Source organism: Halobacteriovorax sp. GFR8 (assembly GCF_050955245.1).
Classification (GTDB): domain Bacteria; phylum Bdellovibrionota; class Bacteriovoracia; order Bacteriovoracales; family Bacteriovoracaceae; genus Halobacteriovorax_A.
This window is the reverse complement of record NZ_JBPBLR010000002.1, coordinates 2,280,860-2,303,727: the sequence shown is the minus strand read 5'-3', so window position 1 is coordinate 2,303,727 and position 22,868 is coordinate 2,280,860. Positions and strand designations below refer to the sequence as shown.

Annotated in this window: 19 protein-coding genes; 13 read left to right on the top strand and 6 right to left on the bottom strand. The window is 37.8% G+C overall.

Features of this window, described 5'->3' with window-relative positions; genetic code table 11:
* The first annotated feature begins 15 nt into the window (after nt 1-15).
* From ACRXC1_RS11450 to ACRXC1_RS11435, 4 genes are read left to right on the top strand one after another with little or no spacing between them, the layout of a single operon-like run.
* A complete protein-coding gene (locus ACRXC1_RS11450) occupies nt 16-486 on the top strand; it encodes a hypothetical protein (RefSeq protein ID WP_433658917.1) in 471 nt (156 codons plus the stop codon).
* Nucleotides 487-532: 46 nt separating this feature from the next.
* Nucleotides 533-1,597 carry an AI-2E family transporter gene (locus ACRXC1_RS11445; RefSeq protein ID WP_433658915.1) on the top strand — a complete coding sequence of 355 codons (1,065 nt, stop codon included), beginning with the start codon at nt 533-535 and terminating at the stop codon, nt 1,595-1,597.
* A gap of 20 nt (nt 1,598-1,617) precedes the next feature.
* The gene (locus tag ACRXC1_RS11440) at nt 1,618-3,273 is read left to right on the top strand and encodes a Na/Pi cotransporter family protein (RefSeq protein ID WP_433658913.1); all 1,656 of its coding nucleotides are present in this window, start codon (nt 1,618-1,620) and stop codon (nt 3,271-3,273) included.
* Nucleotides 3,274-3,285: 12 nt separating this feature from the next.
* Nucleotides 3,286-3,720, top strand: coding sequence for an OsmC family protein (locus ACRXC1_RS11435; RefSeq protein WP_433658911.1), 435 nt, complete (start codon nt 3,286-3,288; stop codon nt 3,718-3,720).
* Between the two features lie 13 nt (nt 3,721-3,733).
* On the opposite strand, the gene ACRXC1_RS11430 is transcribed toward ACRXC1_RS11435, so the two are convergent.
* From ACRXC1_RS11430 to ACRXC1_RS11420, 3 genes are all read right to left on the bottom strand, one after another.
* The gene (locus tag ACRXC1_RS11430; RefSeq protein ID WP_433658909.1) at nt 3,734-4,246 is read right to left on the bottom strand and encodes a Tll0287-like domain-containing protein; all 513 of its coding nucleotides are present in this window, start codon (nt 4,244-4,246) and stop codon (nt 3,734-3,736) included.
* A gap of 76 nt (nt 4,247-4,322) precedes the next feature.
* Complete coding sequence (locus ACRXC1_RS11425; RefSeq protein WP_433658907.1) at nt 4,323-5,624, bottom strand: hypothetical protein; 1,302 nt, start codon at nt 5,622-5,624, stop codon at nt 4,323-4,325.
* Nucleotides 5,614-6,891, bottom strand: a complete 1,278-nt coding sequence (locus ACRXC1_RS11420) for a hypothetical protein (protein ID WP_433658905.1) — start codon at nt 6,889-6,891, stop codon at nt 5,614-5,616. The genes ACRXC1_RS11425 and ACRXC1_RS11420 overlap by 11 nt, the downstream gene beginning before the upstream one ends.
* A 284-nt stretch (nt 6,892-7,175) precedes the next feature.
* Between ACRXC1_RS11420 and ACRXC1_RS11415 the strand changes: the two genes are divergently transcribed.
* The 3 genes from ACRXC1_RS11415 (at nt 7,176) to yghU (ending at nt 9,319) form a co-directional block, all read left to right on the top strand.
* Complete coding sequence (locus ACRXC1_RS11415) at nt 7,176-7,700, top strand: hypothetical protein (RefSeq protein WP_433658903.1); 525 nt, start codon at nt 7,176-7,178, stop codon at nt 7,698-7,700.
* A gap of 19 nt (nt 7,701-7,719) precedes the next feature.
* A complete protein-coding gene (locus ACRXC1_RS11410; protein ID WP_433658901.1) occupies nt 7,720-8,358 on the top strand; it encodes a hypothetical protein in 639 nt (212 codons plus the stop codon).
* 103 nt (nt 8,359-8,461) lie between these two features.
* The gene (gene yghU / locus ACRXC1_RS11405) at nt 8,462-9,319 is read left to right on the top strand and encodes a glutathione-dependent disulfide-bond oxidoreductase (RefSeq protein WP_433658899.1); all 858 of its coding nucleotides are present in this window, start codon (nt 8,462-8,464) and stop codon (nt 9,317-9,319) included.
* Here the strand turns inward: yghU and ACRXC1_RS11400 are convergent.
* Nucleotides 9,316-10,374: a hypothetical protein gene (locus tag ACRXC1_RS11400; protein ID WP_433658898.1), complete on the bottom strand. Its 1,059-nt coding sequence runs from the start codon at nt 10,372-10,374 to the stop codon at nt 9,316-9,318. The genes yghU and ACRXC1_RS11400 overlap by 4 nt on opposite strands.
* A gap of 206 nt (nt 10,375-10,580) precedes the next feature.
* Between ACRXC1_RS11400 and ACRXC1_RS11395 the strand changes: the two genes are divergently transcribed.
* Entirely contained in the window at nt 10,581-13,790 is a 3,210-nt protein-coding gene (locus ACRXC1_RS11395; RefSeq protein ID WP_433658896.1) for a hypothetical protein, read from the top strand.
* A 116-nt stretch (nt 13,791-13,906) separates the two neighbouring features.
* Nucleotides 13,907-17,113 (top strand): hypothetical protein, encoded by a 3,207-nt coding sequence (locus tag ACRXC1_RS11390; protein ID WP_433658894.1) that lies wholly within the window; start codon nt 13,907-13,909, stop codon nt 17,111-17,113.
* A 16-nt stretch (nt 17,114-17,129) separates the two neighbouring features.
* On the opposite strand, the gene ACRXC1_RS11385 is transcribed toward ACRXC1_RS11390, so the two are convergent.
* A complete protein-coding gene (locus tag ACRXC1_RS11385) occupies nt 17,130-17,909 on the bottom strand; it encodes a hypothetical protein (RefSeq protein ID WP_433658892.1) in 780 nt (259 codons plus the stop codon).
* Nucleotides 17,910-18,098: 189 nt separating this feature from the next.
* On the opposite strand from ACRXC1_RS11385, the gene egtB reads away from it, so the two are divergent.
* Both egtB and egtD read left to right on the top strand, forming a co-directional pair.
* On the top strand, nt 18,099-19,265 hold the full coding sequence (egtB, locus tag ACRXC1_RS11380; protein WP_433658890.1) for an ergothioneine biosynthesis protein EgtB: 1,167 nt from the start codon (nt 18,099-18,101) through the stop codon (nt 19,263-19,265).
* Nucleotides 19,265-20,257 (top strand): L-histidine N(alpha)-methyltransferase, encoded by a 993-nt coding sequence (gene egtD, locus ACRXC1_RS11375; protein ID WP_433658888.1) that lies wholly within the window; start codon nt 19,265-19,267, stop codon nt 20,255-20,257. Before egtB ends, egtD begins: the two co-directional genes overlap by 1 nt.
* Here the strand turns inward: egtD and ACRXC1_RS11370 are convergent.
* Nucleotides 20,254-20,601 carry a zinc ribbon domain-containing protein YjdM gene (locus ACRXC1_RS11370; protein ID WP_433658886.1) on the bottom strand — a complete coding sequence of 116 codons (348 nt, stop codon included), beginning with the start codon at nt 20,599-20,601 and terminating at the stop codon, nt 20,254-20,256. The genes egtD and ACRXC1_RS11370 overlap by 4 nt on opposite strands.
* 178 nt (nt 20,602-20,779) lie before the next feature.
* Between ACRXC1_RS11370 and rimK the strand changes: the two genes are divergently transcribed.
* Entirely contained in the window at nt 20,780-21,673 is an 894-nt protein-coding gene (gene rimK, locus ACRXC1_RS11365; protein WP_433658884.1) for a 30S ribosomal protein S6--L-glutamate ligase, read from the top strand.
* On the top strand, nt 21,674-22,699 hold the full coding sequence (locus tag ACRXC1_RS11360) for a succinylglutamate desuccinylase/aspartoacylase family protein (RefSeq protein WP_433658882.1): 1,026 nt from the start codon (nt 21,674-21,676) through the stop codon (nt 22,697-22,699). It abuts the gene before it with no gap.
* The last annotated feature ends 169 nt before the right edge of the window (nt 22,700-22,868 follow it).

The window sequence follows — 22,868 nt, the reverse complement described above, 5'->3', positions numbered from 1 at the left end:
TTTAAGGGTTCTAGTATGGTTTTAAATATAAGATCAAAGGTTGTTGGCTACGAAACTTCTACACCAAGTGGAAGTGATCGCGTTTTTAATTTTATCAAGTTTGAGAATGGAATAGTAATAGAGAATGCTATTACATCAGTGTCGATAGCTGAAATATTTGATAAGAGTGAAGAAGTTGAATTCGCTTACTTTAAGGTGGGGAAGTACTTTTATATTGCAATGGCAAAAATTGGAAAAGAAGTGCTGACTGCAACGACGACTAGAGCAATTATTTTTAGTATGATCGTAAACTTCATTCCTATTTTTCTATGCTTTGGAACACTTCTCTTTTTTGGTACTTTTTCGGCAATTGCTTATTTCCTAAATGACTTTGCAATGGCCATGTCTTATGGGGCGGTAATAGGAACACTTCCAGGCGCATATTATCTGACAAAGTTTATAAAATTCTTTCTAGAGCTTAAGCAGTGTAAATCACTTATAAAGTAGGGCATTATAAATTGCTTATTGGCCATTTCAAACATACAATATTTACATGCAAAATAAATTTAACGTAACGTACGTATTCTTCGGTTGTATCTTTCTTTTAGTCTGTTACCTTGTTTGGATGATGGCCAAGCAAATGATTGCTCCAATAATTTTTGGCTTTGTCTTAGCAGGTGTTTTTAATCCACTAAATAATCGCTTAATTAAGAAGTATAAACTCTCTGATAATTTTGCGGCCACAGTTACAAGCTGTATTATTATTCTATTAGTACTTATCCCCCTCATCTTTCTATCAATTGCTCTTAGCAAGGAAGCCTTAAGCTTATATCAAACAATAATGAAGGCAATGTCTCATCATGAGGTAAATGATTTCTTATTCGGAGATGGGCCAGTTGCTGTTCTTATCAAAAGTGTTTCCGATATCACAGGTGTCGATATTGATATGGAGCAAGTTAAGACAACAGTATTTGGTACCCTTAAAGGAATCTCTGGAACAGTTATTTCAAGTATTAATTCTATCGTTGGAAATATCATTACTTTTATTTTTGATCTTGCGATTATGATGATTGTTGTCTTTGGTGTTTTTGTCGAAGGAAAAAAACTGAAAACATATATTTTTGATTTATCGCCACTTCCATCTGATCAAGAACAAAAGATTCTCGATAAATTTAACCAAATGAATTATGTAACTCTAGTATGTAATGGTGTTGGTGGAGTTATTCAGGGAGTCTTAGGTGGAATTGCTCTTTGGATTGCTGGTTTTGAATCTGTCATTCTATGGACTGTGCTTATGATCTTTCTAGCATTCGTACCTTTAGTCGGGATTTCGATTGTTACGATTCCAGCAAGTCTTTATCTTATTTTAACAGGAAAAGCTTTTGCTGGCGTTACTTTATTTATTTTTACAGCACTAGTTGGCCTTATTGTTGAAAATTGGTTCAAGCCAAAATTTATTGGAAACCGTATTCAAATTAATTCTACTTTTGTCTTACTTGCAATTATTGGAGGGATGGGAGTATTTGGAATGGGTGGAATCTTCTATGGCCCAATTATAGGAATTCTCTTTTTAACAATTGTTGAAATCTATCATGATCAATATAACGTCGTATCATAGGCGAAAGGAAGTGAAGAGCAGTGGAAATCTTTAAGCTCATTTATTCTGTACTAGGTGGTCTAGGAATTTTCTTCTACGGAATGAAGAATATGTCAGAAGCCTTGCAGTCTGTTGCCGGTGATGTTGTTAAAAATACAATTAACAAAATTACAACTAATCGCTTCTCTGCCATCATCGTTGGGACTCTTGTCACTATCTTTGTTCAAAGCTCATCTGTCACATCTGTTATGACAGTAGGTTTTGTTAACGCTGGCCTAATGAACTTAAGTCAAGCAATCGGTGTCATTTTAGGTGCAAATATTGGAACAACTGTTACCGGGTGGATTATCTCAATTAAGGTAGGGAAGTATGGCCTACTCTTTATCGGCCTAGGTATTTTTCCTCTTTTATTTGCTAAAACTAATCGCTATCGTCAAATTGGTCGTATTCTATTTTCTGTCGGGATGATCTTCTTTGGTCTAAGTATTATGTCTAATGCTTTTAAACCTCTAAGAACGATGCCTGAATTCTTAAGTATGATTTCATACTTTTCCGAACAAAATTATGGTGCATACTTTGCGTGTATTATCGTTGGTTGTATTTTGACGGTGGTTATTCAATCTTCTTCGGCCATGCTGGGGATTACGATAGCACTTGCTAGCTCTGGGGTTATCCAATTTCATACGGCCGCTGCACTTGTGTTAGGTGAGAATATTGGAACGACTATTACGGCACTTCTTGCTAGTGTTGGAGCAAATATAACGGCCAAAAGGGCCGCTCGTGCTCACGCTATTTTTAACCTGCTAGGCGTTCTTATTATCTTCGTATTCTTCCCATTCTATGTTGAGTTTATTGATTATCTTGTTCCTGGGGCAGCGAACGCAGTGAATGCAGAGGGGGACTTTGTGAATGTTGCAGTTCATATTGCAACTGGACATACAATCTTCAATGTTGCGGCAACAATTATTTTTATTCCATTTCTTACTCAGCTTGCAAATTTTGTCACTAAGATCACTCCTGCGACGGGAGAAAAAGAGCAGCATCATCTTGTGATGCTTGGGGATCCAAGTCAAATGGTGACGGCCGCAGCACTTGCTCAGGCGCAGGCCGAAGTTAATAAAATGAAAGATATCGTTTCTAGACTTTACGCTCTTGCCGAAGAGATTTACATAAAACAAAACTTTAAGGATCAAGAACGAATTTCTCTTAAGGCCAAGGACTACGAGAGGATCACTGACAATATTCAAAAAGAAGTTACCATCTTTATTGTCAAGCTCATGGTTAACCCGCTAAGTGAAGATGAATCTCGTCGTGCCCAATCGATGATTAAAGAAGTTGATGAGTTAGAGAGTATTGCTGATTATATTGAAAGACTTATTGCATATAGTGCTCGCGGTGATATCTCTAAACTCATGCGTGATGAAGCAAAGAAAGATTTTGATGCTCTATTTGTTAATGTTAAGGCATTTTATGATTCAGTATCAAATCAAATCTCACTTGATCGAGTGGACTATAGCGTTGCGGAACGTAAGTCTAAGGAATTAAGAGATCAGGCCGAGCAAATAAGAAAGAAGCACTTAGATCGTGTCTCAAGTGGTGAGTATGATGCTTTGGGTGCTCTTACATATTCTGATATGATTGTTGCTCTTAGAAAAATTAGAAGTCACACTGAGAATGCGGCCCAGGCCCATGTTTAAATAGGAGAAATTATGGCAACGTATACTACTATTACTAAGGGAGACTCAGGAAGTATTGAATTAAGCTTGTCCGCGGATAATAAGCAATCAATCACGGTGACTCCACCTCCTGAGTTTAACGGAGTCGACACTGAATGGAGCCCTGAGGACCTTTTTAGTGCAAGTATATCAAGTTGCTATATCTTAACATTCAAATCATTTGCTTCTTTTAAAAAACTTGAATTTAGAAATATTGAAGTTAAGGCCGATGCTCATCTTGAGAAAGTCGCTAAAGGCTACGAGTTTACGAAATGTGATATTTACGTCAATCTTGAGATTTGTTGTGAGTCTGATGTTGATCCATATCTCGATCTTCTCTATAAGGCCAAGGATAATTGTTTGGTAACAAAGTCCATGAAGTGTGAATTTACACTGCATCCTAAAGTTAAGAATTTAGCAAAGAACTAGTCTTGTTATATTTCTACTTTTCTGTTTTAAAAGTTGCCCAAAAGTATCCTCTAATATCGCCACTCTTGTAGCCAGTGGCCTTATCACTTGGGTAGAGTTGAGATATTTTAGATTGTACTTCTGGTTTTAGGTTATCCCCATGGCAGTTCAGACAAAGAGGCATTGTTTTAATAGGCATGATAATACCATTCTTATCAGAATCAATTCTTACGACAGAATATTTCTTCTTATTATTTCCCGATTCATAACTCATGATTGCGTCATTCATCCAGCCTTTAACAGTATTATTTGGGTTTCGATTCTTTAGACTCACGCGACCAACTTCAATACCATCTTCATGATACTTCTTAGTTATCGGTAGGGCCTTTGTGTTACAAACTGACACAGCATTAGCGGGAGATACCTTCATTGCTGTCTGCAATTCTTTTTTTAGTGCCATTGCTGTCTTCTGTATTGCTTGGACGGCCTCTTTTTCAGAGGCAATGATTGGTGAAGTAATTAATAATACTAATAATATCTTTTTCATACGCTAAGAGTATCATATAATTTATTTAGCAAGTTTGATCTAGATCAAATTTTGAGTTAAATTTCTACTCTCTATCTTAGGTTTTATCTTGCGTTATACTAAAACCGGTATTTATCTTTAGTTCAGCTGAGTCGACAAAGAATAGATCATTAATAATTAATGCGCTAGAAAGCTCTGTGTTAAGTCTTTTAATCGCGATTCTTATTCGATGATAAAAACTATCATTGTATTCATTGCCCCAAATTAATAGTGTTAAGTCTTCAAGTGATATTACTTTTTTCTCAGTCATGGCCTTAACTAAAGCTAATGCTACTTTCTTTCTATTGAGATCAATTGATTTACTTTTATATGATACGACTGAGCCTTCTAGCTTTATTTCAACGAGTACATCTGTCGAAATTAATGCTTGCCATAGTGCTTTTGTCTTTGTTGAAAAGCTTTGTATTAAGAAATTAAATTGGTCACGATAGAGAATATCTTTTTTCATGTTCTTAGAAATCATAATTGAATAAAGTGTTAGGCTAGAGTGGATTGGCATTGATTTGATCTTAGCTTCTTTTCCTTGTGAAAGAAGGCCAAGGTTTTTTTCAAACGAACTTTCTCCTACTTTACTAAACTCATTAATAATATTGTCTTGAATACCTTTATTATTTTTTAATAGGTATTCAATAATTTCAGATAAGAATAAGGCTCTATCTTGCTTGTCTAGTTTACTTTTTATATTCTCGTAGCGCTCAAATGCAATTTCGAATCCAAAAAGTTCAAGCTCCGTTACTAAGAGTGAGTGATTTAGTTCTATGTTGAAATTTGTGTGATAGCGTTCTTCATTGATCGTAAATAAATCTTTGTAGAGAGTATTGAGGTCCTTACTCAACTTCCATTTTGATTTTAATCGCACGATCTGTGCAAGTACCATAGGATAATCTTCTTTAACTTTGTCGAGATTACTTAAAAGGTTCTTGTATATAAGAAGAGATTCGTTAATTTCTCCTAACTCTTCTTTGAATTTACCTAGGCAAATAGCACTTTTAATATATGTAGAATTTGAAAGTATATTTCTATATTCATCTAGCCTGATCTCTAGTTCTTTAGTTGCTTCTTGCCATCTTATAAAGTCCTCCATCATATAGAGTGCGCAACACTTATCGGCTAGTAGACCAATGTGTTGGCCATATTCTTCCTCTATTTGATGAATTGATTTTACACAGTTTCGATATTCACCTTTAAAGAGGTGAAGCTTAGCTTTGAGATGATTAACTTTTCTTTCTTGATCTTTCAACTCTGGATTAAAATTTGATATCGCAATATGTGCAATATCAAATTGTCCATTATTGATATTTCTTTCTATATCCTTGAGTATTTCAGAATTATTCAGCATCTAGATTCTCCATTACCCTTTTAAAGTTCTCTTCAACCATTTTTTGAACTTCTTTAATTGTTTGTTCCGGAGTTACTTTCTTTGACGAATCATTTACCTTATACTTACCAAGGCCCTTTGACTGAATTATATCAAGTAACTTTCTGTTATCTTCCGTGTCGTCAGAGCCACTCCATCCGCCTTTGATTCTTGGGCGAGGACCACGGGAATAGAATGAACCAACATTACTCATTTGAGGATCAGCTAAAAATTCACATAGTGAGTATTTCTTTTTTGTCTCTCGATTTACAATAGTTAGTTCTTTTTCAAATATAAGATCCAGTTTTTCTTCTAATTTATCCTTAGTTAAATAATATTCAGGTACTAGCTGTTTAGTCATTTCTTCTGTTTCAATAATGTATTGAATTGGAAGAAATAAGTACTGATAATCTAGAAGAAGCTCTCCTTGTTTGCTGATGTATTCTTGACAGCTGTTTCCAAGGTCATTGATAAACTCGTAAGGAAGTGTTTCTCTTCTCATCTTAAACATCGAATTTAAGATGATATTTTCAAATGCAAGTGCTCTTGTAATTGAAAAATTAAAGCGAATTAGTGGATAAGGAATAATACCAAGTACTTTATCTAAGTCGTCTTTTGCTCCAATTGAAAACATTTTACCGTTTTTTATTTTATAATCTTTATCCCTTATTAGATTATATTGTCCTCTACCTAAGACAGACTTATGGTCATATGTAATATAAAGTTCATGGATTATTCTTTTATAGATTTCAATTACTGGCTCAACTCCTTCAATGATTAAAAAAGTATCGTTAGTCATACTCGACCAGCTCTTTAGAGGCTTTCTCTTATTTTCTCCAATAACAAAGTAGAATTCTCGCTTAAAAGGTTTTACTTGAATTGATAATTCATCAAAAAAATTTTTTCCATAAACTTTTATGATCATTGAATGGCATTTCTTTGCCAAATACTCTGACATCTTTATACTTACTGCTGTTGCTGATCTAATTGCTTGCGCATTATCCTTAAACATTAGACAAAAATCTTTTCCTGCCTCGTTAAGAAAAATATTGGCAACTGCTTTGTCTAGAAAGCTTTGTAGATAAGAGTTATCTTTTACCGCATAGATCTTAGCATCGTCTGCGAAGACTTCTCTATTCATGATTTTTTTCCCATCATCTAATACAAACTCTTTAGTTATTGCAATATTCTTATAGAGTTCATAGTCAATGGCCGTAAGGTCTTCAAATTGAGCTGCGTTAGCTATCATTGCTATATTAAAAATAACGAAATAGAGAATCGTTTTGAATATTATTAAGTATTTTATCTTCATAGCGTAAATAAATTGCAAGTGATATGCCATCCTAAGTTCTTGAAATTATTTACATTGTAGATTAAGGGATTGCATTTTATTGAGACAATGTAAACTTTTTAGTCAGTTTCTGTAATCAATGAAATGTTCAGTTTTGTTCATCGTGAACATTTCATAAATTCGCTATAACCATTTCAACAAACCGAACAAACACAATTAATAATAACGAAATGGAAAAGAACATGAAAACAACATTACTGATCACTTTATCTTTAATAGCTCAGTTATCTACTTTTGCACTTGCAGGTAATGAGCAAATAATAAGACTTCTTGAAAAAGATGTGGAGAAGTCTCTACGAAATCAAACGGTTGTAAATAAGGTTAAACAGATTACGGGTTGTGATTTTGAGTACAAAGAAAGTGAAAGAGTCGTTTCTGGTACAAAGACAGCGAAAGTTAGTGCAAGGGGTGCATCTTTATATAAGTCACTAAGTAAGGCTTATGACAAAGCATCTAAGAAAGGATTCTATAGTACTATTGATTGTCACTACGATACGAAGAAATCTTTCTTTTTTAATTTAATTACTTGGAAGACAACGGGTGAGTGTAGCAAAAACACTTATAAAACTGTTAAGTACTCTAAACAAGAGGCAAGGAAGAATTTATGTGAAAAAGTTTTTAATTGTGAAGCTAAGGCTTTAAATAAAATAGATGTTCAAGATACTTTAGAAATTACAGATGTAATTTATAAGGGAATTGGTTGTTAGTTTATAGTTAGGAGATGAAATGAAAAAAGTATTTTTGCTATTTATTTTTATGAATGTTGCTTATGGTGCAAAAGTCGAGTTAAAGGCGAGTGGAAGTGGACAAAGCTACTGTGATACGACGAATCCTAGATGTATCTTTGATTTTTCGACAAGTGCGAATGCTAAAAGCAATGCTAAGGCAGATGCAAAGATGGAAGCTGAGTATATGTGTGCATCTAAAGGCGGAAAGTTATTGAGTAGTACTAATACTGGTTCTCGTTGTTCAAAAGTGCGAGGATGGACGGACTCTTACGTATGTAGTGCCACTCATAAGGTTTTGTGTGAAACGAATCCAAACGGTAATATTAGAGTTGATCGCTTATCTGTAAAGCAATGTGTTGCAAGTCTTTCAATGATTTCATCAATTCATAATACTAAGGATCCTACATATACAAAGCAAATGGATAATGCTTGTACTTACGCTACTTTAGTTGAGAATACCGATGAACTAGAAAATTGTTTAACAATATCTTTAAAACAGGATACATCAGCGTCCACGTACTTTGCACTGAAGTATTGTGACTTAACTAATCGTGAAGGAAGATTAAACGATTGGAGTAATACTTTACCATTTTTTGATGGTTATAACTTTAGATACATTTATGAAAATAAATTTTAATAATATCGTGCATCCTTAAGAATATTAGGGTGCACTGCGTTTTTTAAAAAAATCTTATCTTGTTATAATGATTTCAATATTTCTCTTAATTATAGGAATCCTTATGACAGATCAATATACACCACCAAAAGTATGGACATTTAAAGAAGGTAATGGGGGAGAGTTTGCAAGCATCAATCGCCCAACTGCAGGAGCACGCTTTGAAAAGAAGCTTCCACAAGGAGAGCATCCATTTCAATTATACTCGTTAGGAACGCCTAATGGAGTTAAGGTTACGATTATGCTTGAAGAATTATTAGAGCTTGGAATTAAAGAAGCTGAATATGATGCTTATTTAATTAATATCGGAGAGGCGGATCAATTTGGTTCTGACTTTGTTGCCATTAACCCAAACTCTAAGATACCTGCTTTACTTGATAAGAATAATGGGAAGCCAATTCGAGTTTTTGAATCAGCTTCAATCCTTGTTCACTTGGCAGAGAAATTTGGTCATTTCTTACCAAAAGATGCTGCTAAGAGAGCAGAAGTTTTTAATTGGCTCTTTTGGCAGATGGGAAGCGCTCCATATTTAGGCGGAGGCTTTGGTCATTTCTATGCCTATGCACCGGAGAAGTTTGAGTATCCAATAGATCGCTTTGCTATGGAAGTAAAGAGGCAGCTTGATGTACTTGATAAGCAATTAGCAAATCATAAGTATATCGCAGGTGATGAATACTCAATTGCCGATATGGCCATATTCCCTTGGTATGGGGCACTTGTGAAGGGCAAGATCTATGATGCAACAGAGTTCTTGTCTGTCCATGAGTATAAGAATGTTATTCGTTGGGCAGATGAATTAATTAAGAGACCAGCGGTTTTAAGAGGAAGGCTAGTCAATCGTACTTGGGGAGATGAAGATCAACAAATCCTTGAGCGCCATAGTCAGAGTGACTTTGACGCTAAGGATATTACATATCGTTAAAATTTATAACCAAACCCTAGGCCTAGTCGATTTACTGTTAAGTCGGTTGGGCCATCCATAAAGTGCATTTTAAAGATGACGTGAGCAAAGATTTTCTTTGTGATATCACCCATGACATAGGCCATGGCCTTACCACCAGTAAACTCTTGTTTATCACTTGTATTTGCATAACCAATCTCACGACTTGAAAGCACTGAGTGAGAGTAGCTAAATTTTGCTAAGAAGTTTCTTCGATATAACTTGAAATTCTTTTGAACTCCTACTGTTAAGAAAAAGATTTGGTTCTTATCAAATCTGACTTCATCAGCATCTGTTAGGCCGTCAAAATTGAAAGTATTAAAACGTTCAAAGTCAAGACCTCCATACGCCTCGAGTCCGTAGTCAGCAAATTTATAAGCACCATATAAGTTAAATCCAATCTCTGGATCTACGGAAACATTATCAAGATACTTATTTGCAGAAGCAGTATTTAGCTGAGAGTAATAAAGGCTAGCTTGCGCGCCATACTTTGCATTAATTTGATAATTACTTGTTAGACCTAGAGAAAGAGAAGAGTTTTGCTTAAATTCAACTGAGCCCGGGGCACTTTTTTGGTTAAATTCCCCAAGGGAAGTCATATAGAAAACTGAAAAGCTTAAAGGCTTCGAGTTCTTTTGTGCTTGAGGGACTTGCTCCTTTGCTTTTACAACACCAAATAGGGCCTTAACTTGCTCATCTGTTAAATTTAGAAAGGTCATAAATTTATTAATATCGATAAGCTCAATATCAACATAGAGTCTGAAGTTTTTTTCTTTTAACTTATTCCAATCTTTAATTTGACCATTTTCACGTTTTGTCTTCTTGGCCATCGCATCTTCTTCAGTATAGCTATAAGAATCAATTAGAATCTGCTCATAGATAGTCTCAAGATTTTCACTATTTACAGACCGATAGGAAAGCCTAAGGTATTGATGCTTAGAGTTTCTCTTTGATTCCTCAAAGTTTATTGAATCCGCATAAAGATAATTTAATGACAAAAGGAAAAGGCAAGTTAGTTTTAATAATTTTTGTTTCATTTCTACTCTCTTTTATTTACTTTGGTTAAATTATTTTAATTTAAAACCTTCCTTCTTAAAATAGAGCGATTTCTGCAGTCAATAAAAAGATAACCGATGTAAAGCCTCGATTTTTCTAAATTTTTTTTACCAATAGTAAATTTTTATTTAAATAAGTGAAAAGTATTTACCGATAGAAATTATGTTGATTTTATAAGGTGAGGAAAATGAGAAATATATTATTATTGTCGGTTATTCTTTTAATGACTAGTTGTTTGAAAGAATCTGAAGTTACATTTAATTTTGGATTTGAAGTAGCGGGCCTAGAAGTTATCTTAAGTGATAGTAGTTCAGGTTCAACAACACATTCAGTGACTAATAATATAGATATCGCTAAAAGTGGTGGTGATGACCTTACTCAATATTGTATTAGTGAAACGCAAACAGTTGTACCTATTGATACAAGTGCTGGTTCATGTGGGGGTGGCAATTGGGTAACTGGCTTTCCTTCTTCATTTGCACTCTCTGGTGGTGATGGGCTAAAGACTGTTTATATTTTTGGGGCCGATAGCTCTAATGCTATTTCTTCTGAGACAGTCACAAAAACAATTACTCTGGATACAACAGATCCTACTGCCGTTTCGGCCCTTACTCTTGGGACTGTTCCGGCAAGCTTATCAACAACTCCTACTATTACATGGACGACAGACTCAACTGACAACCTTGTTCTTGTTGGCTATCAGGTAAGAGTCGTTAAGGATTCTGATTCCTCTGTTGAGCAGGATTGGATTTCTTTTACAAAGGGAGATTCTGTAAGTGGTCTGACTTTAGATGGTGCTGAAGATTATCGAATCGAAATTCGCGCCATTGATGAAGCGGGGAACACAAGTGTTGTGGTATCGGATACGTATACAACTTTAAATGTAGCAGGAGGTTTAACTCTTGGTGCAACAGAATTTTCTCTACTTTATCAGCCTGGTGGAGCAGGCCCAGGTGAGACTCAATCGATCACTCTAACTAATTCTGGAGGTATATCAACTGGATTACTTCAGGCGCCTCTTATTTATGGGAGTTCATCTAATTTTCAAATGACAAATGATACATGTACAGGAACTAGCTTAAACCCTGGCGAAACTTGTACAATCGATATGACAATCAATGCAGCAGCTGATGGATATTACTTTGCAAATATTTATATCACAGATGGGACGATCGTTTCTTCTGAGCATCGAGTGCAAGGGATGGCCACGGGATACAGTCCTGGGAACTTATATTATTTTGGTTCATGGGATGTTGGTGCACCAATTGATGTTTATGATCCACAAAAATTTCAATCTCTCTATCCAAATGATCTCAATAAAGTTGTAGGAAATCTTACATGGTCAAAAATCGTTGCTGGAGATCAGCACTCTTGTGGAATTACAACTGAATCAAAACTCTATTGTTGGGGTGAAGGTTGGTACGGTGAAATTGGTTATGGAGTCGATGAGCCTAAGTATATTCCTCATATTGTTGATGGTGAGAAAACGTGGAAGGATGTCTCTACTGGTTATCGTCTAACATGCGCAATTGATGGCAGTGATGATCTCTATTGTTGGGGAGATAATAGTTATTATCGATTTGGTGATGGAACAGCAACTGATTCATTTATTCCAAAGCTTGTTCCGGGAGGAATGAAGTGGAAGACGATTTCTGCTCGTAATTATCACGTTTGCGCTATTAACTCTCTTGATGATCTTTATTGTTGGGGAAGAAATAATTATGGTCAAATCGGAATGGGAGATAACACAACAGTTATTACGGCACCTGAGCATATAAGTTCAGGTACGAAGTGGAGAAATGTTGCTGTCGGTGAATATTCGACATGTGCTGTAACTCTCGCGGGAGTTGGGTATTGTTGGGGAATGGGTTCTAACCATGTTTTAGGGGATGGACTAAGTGCTGACACATATTCACCTAGTCCTGTTAGCGGTGGCCTAACATTTGATAAAATTGAAGTTCATTGGTTTCATGCCTGTGGACTAACAAATACAAGTGATATTTATTGCTGGGGAACAGACTTTAGTGGGGAAGGAAATTTAGGGGATGGCCTGGGGACAACTTCTAATGTTCCTGTACAAGTTACTGGTTCTCAAACTTGGATTGATATTTCGGTGAGGGGAAGACACTCATGTGGTATCGATAATTTAAATCAAATGTACTGTTGGGGTGAGGGTGAAGAAGGTGAGATTGGAGATGGGGATGTTGTTAATCGCCTAACACCAACTCTTGTTATTGGTGGCCATAATTGGGCTTCCGCTTCAGGTTCTGATTATTTAAGTTGTGGTGTTACAACGGGTGGTGATGGCTACTGCTGGGGACAGTATTGGAACTGGGGACAGGCCGGAACAGGTATGGGGAATGCTGGTCTTTTTATGCCTAAGAAAGTTCCATTGGCAAAAACATGGAAGTCGATGGCCGCAGGGTATATGCTCCATTGCGGTATTGACGACTCTGATGATGCTTATTGTATGGGACGAGATCAATATGGTGAACTAGGAAATGGTGCAGCTGATACGGCCACATATTCACACCCATCGACAATAGTTACAGGTGGCCATAAGTGGGCTTCTCTTAGTGCTAATTATGATTCTGTTTGTGGAGTCACAACCACAAATGTTGGTTACTGTTGGGGAAGAAATAATTACGGACAAATTGGAAGTGGTGATACGACAGCGTCTTTTCATGATCCCAATTTAATTGTTGGTGGTCATAGTTGGAGTAAAATTTCTGTTGGTTACTATCACGTTTGTGGAATACGCACAGATGGCGCTGCATACTGCTGGGGAACGAACCGCTATGGTGGAATAGGAAACGGCGTGGCCACAGGGAACACGACAACTCTAACGACAACACCAACTGCTGTAAACGGTGGCCTTACTTTTACAGATATTGGAACTGGTGACCACTTTGCTTGTGGGTTAGCAACAGATAATAAGGTTTACTGCTGGGGTTATGATAACCGAGGACAGCTAGGGAATGATACATCTTACGTTAGCTCTTCTACTCCAGTTGAAGTTGTCGGAGGTGGCGTATGGACAACGCTATCTGTTGGTGAATCTCACGCTTGTGCTCTTCAGGCCAGTGGAGATGGTTACTGTTGGGGAAGCGGTAATAATGGAGCTCTTGGGCAAGGTGATTACACAAATCGACCTGAACCAGCAATTATAGCAGGCCGTTCTTGGAGTAAGCTTGTCTCTGGAATGTGGCACACTTGCGGAATTGAAAATGTAACAGGTCATATGTACTGCTTTGGTTATGGTGAAGGTGGTGAGATTGGAAACTTTCCTGATACTTTTTGGGGCTCGATTGAAACACCATTACTCTATGACCGAGGGATTAAATTCTCAGAGATTTTCTTAGGAGGGTCAGCGACATTTGGTATCGCTGCTCCTTAATGTATGGGCGCCGTAAAGGCAGCTTTTGTTATTTCTTCCACTACTTGAATTTTATTTAAGTAAGTTAAATATGTTTGCCGATAAAGTGGTTGTATTTAGCTTAAAAGGTGGGGGAAATGAAAAGCGTTCTATTGTTGGCGATTACTTTTTTATTGGCCAGTTGCTTAAAAGAGTCTGAAGTTACATTTAATTTTGGATTTGAGACTACGGCCTTAGACGTCACATTAAGTGACAGCAGTTCTGGTTCAACGACCCATTCAGATACCAATAGCATTGATATCGCTAAAAGTGGTGGTGATGACCTCACTCAATACTGTATCAGTGAAACACAAACAATTGCCCCTGCTGACACGAGCGCTGGCTCATGTGGAGGAGGAAATTGGGTTACAGGCTTTCCTTCTTCATTTGTCCTTTCTGGTGGAGATGGATTAAAGACCGTATATGTCTTTGGAGCCGATAGTTCTAGTATAATCTCATCTGAGATTGTAACAAAAACCATTACTCTCGATACAACAGATCCTACTGCTATCTCTGCCCTTACTCTTGGAACTGTTCCCGCAAGCTTCTCTGTGACACCAACTATTACATGGACAACTGACTCAACTGACAATCTCGTACTCGTTGGTTATCAGGTAAGGGTGGTTAAAGATTCTGATTCTTCAGTTGAGAAAGATTGGGCCTCTTTTACAAAAGGAAGCTCTGTGAGTGGATTATTTTTAGAGAGGAATGAAGATTATCGAATTGAAGTTCGTGCCATTGATGAAGCTGGAAATACAAGTGTCGTGGTATCGGATACGTATACAACTTTAAATGTGGTAGGTGCTCTTACATTAGGTACAACAGAATTCTCTCTCTTGTATCAACCGGGAGGAGCTGGTCCTGGTGAGACTGAATCCATTACTTTAACAAACTCTGGTGGTCTGATTACCGGTCCATTACAAACGCCTCTTATCTATGGAAGTTCTGCAAACTTTCAAATCACAAATGATACTTGTACTGGAACGTCTTTAAATCCTGGTGAAACCTGTAGCGTCGATATGACGATTAATGCATCTGCAGACGGATATTACTTTGCACATATTTATATCACAGATGGATCAATTGTTTCTTCTGAACATCGAGTGCAGGGGATGGCTACGGGATATGCTCCTGGTAACTTGTACTACTTCGGTACTTGGGAGTCTGGTTCTCCAATTGATGTTTACGATCCAGAAAAGTTTTTGTCAGTTTATCCAAATGATCTTAATAAAGTTGTTGGAAATCTAACTTGGTCAAAAATTGTAGGTGGCACACAACATTCATGTGGAATCACAACTCAATCTAAGCTCTATTGTTGGGGTGCTGGTTGGTTTGGTGAAATTGGCCACGGTGTAGCTGAGCCAAGATATCTACCGTATATTGTTGATGGCGAAAAAACTTGGAAGGATGTTTCAACAGGGTATCGTTTAACATGTGGGATTGATGGAAGTGATGATCTTTTCTGTTGGGGAGATAATACTTATTATCGCTTTGGAGATGGAACAGCGACTGACTCACTTGTGCCAAAGCTTGTTCCAGGAGGAATGAAGTGGAAGATGGTTTCCACTCGAAACTTTCATGTTTGTGCTATTAATTCACTTGATGATCTATATTGTTGGGGAAGAAATGATAATGGCCAAATTGGAATGGGTGATAACACCACAACAATTACTTCTCCAACTTTAATTAATTCGGGAACAAAGTGGAAATGGGTAGTGGCAGGTGACTCATCAACTTGTGCCGTAACAACAGCGGGAGCAGGTTATTGCTGGGGCCTTGGAACAAATAATGTTTTAGGAAATGGAGCGGCTGCTAATGTCTATACCCCAACTCCTATTAGTGGTGGACATGTTTTTGAAAAAATCGATATGTTTTTGTTTAATGCATGTGGGCTTACGACTTCAAATGAAATTTTTTGCTGGGGTAGTGACTCTAGTGGAGAAGGATTGCTAGGAGATGGCCTTGGGACAACGTCAAGTGTTCCTGTAAGAGTCACAGGGTCTCAGACTTGGGTCGATATGGCCGCAAGAGGAAGACAGCCCTGCGGAATTGATAGTACTCAACAAATGTATTGTTGGGGAAGAGGTAGTGGTGGAGTGACTGGGGATGGTGACATTGTTAGCAGACTTACACCAACTCTTATTCTTGGTGGCCATAGCTGGGCTTCTGTTTCCGGGTCAGATTTTATGAGTTGTGGTATTACGATAACAGGCGATGCTTATTGCTGGGGACGTCGTTTTAACAATGGAGAGTTTGGAACAGGGATGGGGTATCGAGGACTTTATATGCCTAAGAAAGTCCCCCTCGCAAAAACATGGAAATCAATGGCCGCAGGATATAGGGTCTATTGTGGAATCGATGATACAAATGACGCTTATTGCATGGGAGAAGATCTAGAGGGGCGCTTAGGAAATGGTGCCGCTGATACGGCCACATATTCTCATCCATCGACAATAGTTACAGGTGGTCACAAGTGGGCATCACTTAGTGCAAATGAATATACTGTTTGTGGGGTGACAACGACTAATGATGGCTACTGTTGGGGAGGAAATTACTACGGACAAGCTGGAAGTGGTGATACAACAACCTTTCATGATCCTAATTTAATTATTGGAGGTCATAGCTGGAGTAAAATTTCAGTCGGATATTATCATACTTGTGGAATTCGCACTGATGGTGCAGCTTACTGCTGGGGAGCAAATCGCTTTGGTGGCTTAGGAAATGGCGTGGCCACAGGGAATACAACAATCCATACAACAACACCTACTGCTGTTAGTGGAGGTCTTACCTTTACTGATATTGAAGTAGGGGACAATTTTACTTGTGGACTAGCAACAGATAGTAAAATTTATTGTTGGGGTTATGATGGTGAAGGCCAGCTCGGAAATAATGTAGCCTTTTCTCACTCTTCTGTTCCTGTCGAGGTTGTTGGAGGAGGTGTTTGGACGAGCATATCTGTAGGTAATGAACATGCTTGTGGGGTACAAGTTGGTGGCGACGGCTACTGTTGGGGAAGAGGTAATAGTGGCTCCCTTGGACAAGGTAATTATTCAAATTATGCTGAACCTGCAATTGTGACGGGGTACTCTTGGAGTAAGCTTGTTACTGGCTTCTGGCACACTTGCGGAATTGAAAATGTAACAGGAGATTTGTACTGCTTTGGTTATGGTGAAGGTGGTGAGATTGGAAATTATCCAGATACTTTCACGGACGAGAGCCTAACACCTTTATTATATGATCGAGGAATTAAGTTTTCAGAGATCTTCTTAGGAGGGCTAACGACATTTGGTATCGCCGCCCCTTAAAAGTTAAAGTGATTAATTAGAATTGATAATTAAATTCGATTCGATGGTCACCGTCAGCAATGTCTACTAGGTTACTCCAATTCGCAAAATAGCGAAGGTTAAAGCGTGGAGTAAATTGGTAGCTTGCTGCAAATTCGTGAAGAAGGATATTATCTTTTCCTCCATATCCAGATGACTCATAAAGATCTGAGCCAGCAAGTACCGCTGCCCAGATAGGGTTGTAGTTAAGCCAGATCTTATCCGTAATCGTAAATTTACCGTAGAAACCAACGACACTATTGAATCCAATAACAGAGAAGCCACTATCAACACTAGCATCATCTTCAATGGCATTTTTTCCAAACTCGACGCCGACACCAGCGAGAGGGTAGAGATTAACTATCCAAAACTTTGGAAGTGCTTGAAGGATTGAATAGGAAGCATTCCCTGTTCTTTCTGCGAGCAACGACTCTTTGAGGCTATAATTGATATCTAATTGAGATCCCCTTCCGCTTTTTAAATTTGCGCTGAAGTTTCTAAAACGAAAACTATCCATGCGGTTTGACTTTTTTGAGGGACGATCCCAACCGAGGTCGTCACCAAGGAAGCCCTTGAACTCGATAACATTCATGGCCGCAACGTCTTTGACTCCCGTATCGTAAGAAATACCAATCTTTGCGTTTAGCCCTTTGTTAGTTGCTCCAAGTCCGGCCTGCGTGTAGACGGCCAGAGGGTCCGACATATCTTGAACTTCTTTTGCTAAAGAAGGTGAGCATAGAAGAAGCGAAGAAATAAATATTGATAAATGAGCTTTCATAATTCTCCCTGTTTGTTCTCAATTTATAATTATTACTTATAGGCCATAAATTCATACCAAATTATTCTTTAAGAAATTTTAATATTCTTAAGTTTTTATCCCAGAGCGCAAAAGGTAATTTTTTGAAGAACTTAATTTTATAATTTTTTTGGAGTCATTATCGAAGCATTTAGCGATAAATTACTAGATATGATTGAGCGAAAGTCTCTGTGCGTCGAAAAATTTCGACTCAGTAGAGAGGCCAGTTTAAAGATTTGCGTAGGTCTTAAGATTGAAGATTTTACAGTACAATCAGCTCCGGAAGTAAGCCCCCCCAAATGGCATCTCGCCCATACGACTTGGTTCTTTGAAGAGTTCATTCTGACCAAGTACTTAGCAGGGTATGAGAAATTTAATGATGATTATAGCTTGTTATTTAATTCATACTACAAGTCGGTAGGGACTCATTGGAAACAAGAAAAGAGAGGCCTCTTATCTAGGCCCACTGTTCAAGAAGTTCTGAGCTATCGCAATCACGTGGATACTGCAATGTTGACTTTGTTAGAGACAACAATGGAGCCTGAAAGAATAGAGTTTCTTTTAGAAGTCGGACTCAATCACGAACAGCAGCATCAGGAGTTACTCCTAATGGATATTAAACATATCCTAAGTTCCTCACCGCTGTCTCCAGTCTACTCTGAAAAGAGATTGGAAGCATTTTCGGCCGGTTCATTAAAGTGGAGACACTTTAAAGAAGGAGTTTATGAACTAGGAAATAGTGAGAGTAACTTTGCTTACGATAATGAGAGGCCATGTCACAAAAGATATATAAACTCATTTGCCATTCGTGAAAGCTATATTTCAAATGGTGAGTATTTAGAGTTTATTAATTCCGGAGGATACCAGAGCTTTCAGTATTGGTTAAGTGATGGTTGGGATTGGATCAATGAAGAAAAAATTTATTCTCCACTTTATTGGAGGCTAATCGAAGGAGAGTGGTTCGAATTCACTCTTCACGGTTTAGTGCCTCTTGATATGTATGCACCCGTTACTCATATAAGCTTATATGAGGCCCAGGCATTTGCAAAATGGTCAGGTCAGCGCTTGCCAACAGAGTTTGAATTAGAGCTTGCCCTTGGGGATAAGAAGTTACCGCTTTGGTGTTGGACTTCATCACATTACTCACCATACCCATCTTATGAATCATATATGGGCGCCTTAGGGGAATATAATAGTAAATTTATGTGTAATCAGTTTGTTCTGCGTGGAGGCTGCTTTGCAACCCCTAATGAACATTACCGAAATACATACCGAAACTTTTACCGTGCTCATCAGAGATGGATGTTTTCGGGGATCAGAGTTGCAAAGGATTTATAATGGAAGTGTCAGTACTTAGAGAAGTTAGTGAAGAACAAAACTCAGAATTCTTAGAAGAGTTTGCAATTGATGTTTTAACGGGCCTATCAAAGCCTGAGAAACGATTATCGACAAAGTTCTTCTATGATGATCGTGGAAGTGATTTGTTTCAAAAGATCACACAACATCACGATTACTATTTAACTCGTACAGAGTTTAATATCTTAAAAGAGTCGAGTTCAAAAATAGCCAATTTAATAAGCGAAGATGAAATCGATATCATTGAGCTAGGCGCTGGTGATGGCCATAAGAGTGAGTTGGTTATTGATGGTTTCTTAGGGCAAGGAAAGAGAGTTAACTACTTTCCAATTGATATCTCTGCTCAGGCCTTAAAGCAGATGGAAGAGAATATCACGCACAAGTCTGACCTGACGATACATGGAATTGTTGCGGATTACTTGCAGGGACTTAAGTTTTTAAAAGAAAGATCTAAGAGGAGAAAGCTCGTTCTCTTTCTTGGATCAAATATTGGAAACTTTGACCGTACCCAAAGTGAGAATTTCCTTAGGCAGCTATGGAAGTATTTAAATAGTGATGATTATCTTCTGATTGGCTTTGATCTTAAGAAAGATGTGGAAAAGCTAAGTGCTGCTTACAATGATTCAAGCGGCTACACTCGTGACTTTAACCTTAACTTACTCGATAGAATAAACCGAGAACTTGGTGGCAATTTTGATAAAGAGAAGTTTCAGCATATTGGTGTCTTTAACCCAAAGTTGGGAGCGATGGAGAGTTACTTACTTCCTAAGGAGAAGCAGGAAGTCTATATTAAAGAGCTAGAGCATAGCTTTGAGTTTGAAGCCTATGAGCCACTCCACCTCGAATATTCATTCAAGTACACAAAAGAGGATATAGAACGAACGTGTCAGCACACGGGCTTCAAATTAAAGGATCACTTTACTGATAAAGATCAGTTATTTATCGATTCTCTTTGGCAGGTTGTAAAGAATTAGGCTTTCTTTACAACTGAACACTTAAGATACATCGAGCCATGGCCGTCGACCTTACAGGCGATATCGTGACCATTAACTGGTTCTTCTAGTAGGCGGATATTCTTAACTTTTGTTCCTGACTTGATCGTACCTTTTCCGGCCTTCAGATCTTTGACAACTGTTACAGAGTCTCCGTTTTGTAACTGAGCACCGTTTACATCGACAAATTGTGGAGTGCTGTCATCTTCTTCTGAGCTTCCATCTAGGCTCCACTCGTTGAAACATTCTGGGCAAATCCATAATTGGCCATCGTTATAGGCGTAAGGTGAACTACATTTTGGGCATGTTTGATTTTCTTCTGTCATTCGATAAGAGTAAACCTTTGAAGGCCTATTGTAAATATAACAACTCTTTCACAAGAAAAAAGATATTAAAATATAATTAAATATTTATGAATTATATTGACTTTTATAGTCATTGTTCAGGAATTCTGGATTATATTATAGGTGTGCAAAATTAGTTTTTTATTTTTACGGAGTACAAATGAATATTTTGATTTTATCTTCTAATAAAAATCTTTACTCGACAAAGAGATTAGTAGAAGAGGCCAAGCTTAGAGGTCACCATGTGGAAGTCGTACGCCCTGACAAATGTTATATGGATGTTGTAACTGGCTCCCCAATGGTTTACTACCGCAAAAGAAAGTTAGACAAGGTTGATATTGTCATTCCAAGAATTGGAGCAAGTGTTAGTGCCTACGGGATGGCCATTGTTCGTCAATTTGAAATGATGGGGGTTTACTGCTTGAACTCATCCAATGCTATTGGACGCTCAAGAGATAAATTGCGCTCTCTTCAAATCTTGTCGCAAAAGCATCTACCTCTTCCTAAGACGGGGATGGCAAATAATACTCAACAAACAGAGAGTCTAATTAAACTAGTTGGTGGCGCACCGATGGTTGTAAAGCTTATCGAAGGGTCTCAAGGTAAAGGAGTTATTCTTGCCGAGACAAAAAAGGCCGCGGAAAGCTTAATTGATGCCTTCAGAATTCTTAAGGCCAACTTTCTTGTTCAAGAGTTCATTAAAGATGCAAATGGAGCCGATATTCGCTGCTTTGTCGTCGGTGGTAAGGTCATTGGCACAATGATGAGGCAAGCGAAAGAAGGTGAGTTCCGCTCTAATATTCACAGAGGTGGTATTGGGACTCCTGTGAAGATTACGCCAGAAGAAAGAAAGGTTGCTATTGCTGCGGCAAAAGCGATGAAACTAAATATGGCCGGAGTTGATATTATTCGCTCAGGTAGTGGCCCAAAGATCTTAGAGGTTAACTCTTCTCCAGGATTAGAGGGAATTGAAGGCTGTACAAATAAGAATATAGCCGTTCAGATTATCGACTACGTTGAAAAGAATTACACAAAAGTTGTAAAGGATAACTAATTGACGGATCAATTATTTAAATTAAAAGTTGAAGAAGTTGAGATTGGCAGACCGATTGTTGAGTTTGTCAATTTCCCTTCTTTCTATGGGCTACAAAAAGTAAAAGCTCCCGTTTATATCTATCGTGCTACGAAGGAGATTTCTCCCTGTGTTGTGGTAACAGCATGTATGCACGGAGATGAGATCAATGGATTAAGAGCGGCCCAACTTTTAATGAAAGGAAAGCTTAAGCTTCTTAAAGGAACCTTGATTATTATCCCTGCCGTTAATATCTATGGCTTTCTTAATAAGCAGCGCTACTTACCTGATCGCAAGGATTTAAACCGCTGCTTCCCTGGAAAACCCAAAGGAAGTTTTGGGTCCCGCTTTGCAAATTTTATTTTCAAACAAATTACAAAATATGGTGATGTCTTTGTCGACCTACACTCAGGTGGCCCAGGACGATTCAATATTCCACAAATTCGCTGTGATCTCGATACGGAGGGAATGCTTGATCTTGTTAACAATATAAGCATCCCACTTGTTGTTAATAGCACTCTAAGAGATGGCTCTTTAAGAGAGGCCATCAATGACCTTGGCCGTCCTTGCATCGTCTTTGAGGGTGGGGAAGGTCTTCGCATTGACGAGACGATTGCTAAGTATGGAGTCAATCTCGTAAAAAGTATTCTAAGCCACTACGGCATGATTAAGAGTAAAAAGAGCTTTAAAGAAGAGAAATTCATCATTCGTAAAACGAAGTGGATGAGGGCCGCAAAAGGTGGACTTCTAATCAATAAGGCCCATCATGGAAAGATTGTAAAAGAAGGTGAAGTTGTTGGTGAGTTAAGGCAGCTTACAGGTGAACTTATTAGTCGAGTTACAATGGAGCATGATGGAGTGATTCTAGGAATCAGTAAGTCTTCAGTTGTTATGGCCGGAGACGCTCTTTATAATATTGGCTTCCTCTGTGAAGATACTCACGATGATATTGATGATCTTCAAGAAGACGAAGGTGAGCTCTCTGATTACTTCGACTTTGAAGTTTAAAAACATAAATTGTTCACTTTTTATCCTCTATAAAAATTTTAAAATGAGTAAGTGAAATGCTCTGGTATTAATTTCTTGCTTATTTCTATAGTTATGTCGTATAAGTTATTGATATTGCTCGGTCAATCTAAATAACTAACGTTACGTTAAAACTGAGTAGTTTAAAATA

Bases quoted from the DNA above. Each gene is read 5' to 3' on its own strand.
- ACRXC1_RS11450 (WP_433658917.1), top strand. From the start codon at position 16: ATGGTTTTAAATATAAGATCAAAGGTTGTTGGCTACGAAACTTCTACA.
- ACRXC1_RS11445 (WP_433658915.1), top strand. From the start codon at position 533: ATGCAAAATAAATTTAACGTAACGTACGTATTCTTCGGTTGTATCTTT.
- ACRXC1_RS11435 (WP_433658911.1), top strand. From the start codon at position 3,286: ATGGCAACGTATACTACTATTACTAAGGGAGACTCAGGAAGTATTGAA.
- ACRXC1_RS11430 (WP_433658909.1), bottom strand. From the start codon at position 4,246: ATGAAAAAGATATTATTAGTATTATTAATTACTTCACCAATCATTGCC.
- ACRXC1_RS11425 (WP_433658907.1), bottom strand. From the start codon at position 5,624: ATGCTGAATAATTCTGAAATACTCAAGGATATAGAAAGAAATATCAAT.
- ACRXC1_RS11420 (WP_433658905.1), bottom strand. From the start codon at position 6,891: ATGATAGCTAACGCAGCTCAATTTGAAGACCTTACGGCCATTGACTAT.
- ACRXC1_RS11415 (WP_433658903.1), top strand. From the start codon at position 7,176: ATGAAAACAACATTACTGATCACTTTATCTTTAATAGCTCAGTTATCT.
- ACRXC1_RS11410 (WP_433658901.1), top strand. From the start codon at position 7,720: ATGAAAAAAGTATTTTTGCTATTTATTTTTATGAATGTTGCTTATGGT.
- yghU (WP_433658899.1), top strand. From the start codon at position 8,462: ATGACAGATCAATATACACCACCAAAAGTATGGACATTTAAAGAAGGT.
- ACRXC1_RS11400 (WP_433658898.1), bottom strand. From the start codon at position 10,374: ATGAAACAAAAATTATTAAAACTAACTTGCCTTTTCCTTTTGTCATTA.
- ACRXC1_RS11395 (WP_433658896.1), top strand. From the start codon at position 10,581: ATGAGAAATATATTATTATTGTCGGTTATTCTTTTAATGACTAGTTGT.
- ACRXC1_RS11390 (WP_433658894.1), top strand. From the start codon at position 13,907: ATGAAAAGCGTTCTATTGTTGGCGATTACTTTTTTATTGGCCAGTTGC.
- ACRXC1_RS11385 (WP_433658892.1), bottom strand. From the start codon at position 17,909: ATGAAAGCTCATTTATCAATATTTATTTCTTCGCTTCTTCTATGCTCA.
- egtB (WP_433658890.1), top strand. From the start codon at position 18,099: ATGATTGAGCGAAAGTCTCTGTGCGTCGAAAAATTTCGACTCAGTAGA.
- egtD (WP_433658888.1), top strand. From the start codon at position 19,265: ATGGAAGTGTCAGTACTTAGAGAAGTTAGTGAAGAACAAAACTCAGAA.
- ACRXC1_RS11370 (WP_433658886.1), bottom strand. From the start codon at position 20,601: ATGACAGAAGAAAATCAAACATGCCCAAAATGTAGTTCACCTTACGCC.
- rimK (WP_433658884.1), top strand. From the start codon at position 20,780: ATGAATATTTTGATTTTATCTTCTAATAAAAATCTTTACTCGACAAAG.